Source organism: Diplocloster hominis, assembly GCF_032380655.1.
GTDB lineage: Bacteria > Bacillota > Clostridia > Lachnospirales > Lachnospiraceae > Diplocloster > Diplocloster hominis.
This window is the reverse complement of record NZ_JAWDIY010000093.1, coordinates 1-643: the sequence shown is the minus strand read 5'-3', so window position 1 is coordinate 643 and position 643 is coordinate 1. Positions and strand designations below refer to the sequence as shown.

General features: G+C 67.3%; 1 protein-coding gene. It reads right to left on the bottom strand.

The window, feature by feature from the left end:
• Positions 1 to 643: hypothetical protein (locus tag ABC831_RS26410; protein WP_343251050.1), on the bottom strand; the 643-nt coding region annotated here is incomplete at both ends.

Below are 643 nucleotides of genomic sequence, written 5' to 3'. Positions count from 1 at the left end.
CTGCGTATCCCACAGGCAGGACTCCCCGTCTTTGGCCTGCATGGCGAGTCCGGTGATGTTCAGCGTGGTATGCATGCGGTTCCCGATCACGATATTGGCGCCTTCCATCGTCACCCCCTGACCGGGACCCTGCAGGGTGAGGGTGTTCACGTCCGCAGGGACGGTCAGCGTACCCGACGCGCCTTCTTCCACGGTCAGTGTCATGCCGTCCGTGAGGACAAGGGGCAGGGTGAAGATACCGTTGGTATAGGCGGCCTGGCCTTCCTTCTGGGTGTTCCAGATGGGGCGCGCCTGGGCGGCCCCCACGGTGACCTCACCCTGGACTCCGCTGGTGGCAGCCTCGGTTTTTTCCTCATTCAGCGTCACGCCGCCGGAGGCGAAAAGCTCGTATTCCGCCGTCAGGGCAGCATCCAGCGCCACGGGGATGACGCCGTTATTGTCCCCGTACTCCTGCACTGTGAGCCGGGCTGCGGCGCTTTTGAAGGTGACGGGGCCGCCGACAGCCTTGCCGCCGGAGGCGGTGGAAACCGCCGTCAGGCTGCCTTCCAGGGCAGCGCCGCCGGTGACGCCGCTTTCCCCCTGGGCGGACAGGGACGCGCCCTGTGCCACCTGCAGGCTGCCCGCAACGGCAGCGCCCGCCCCG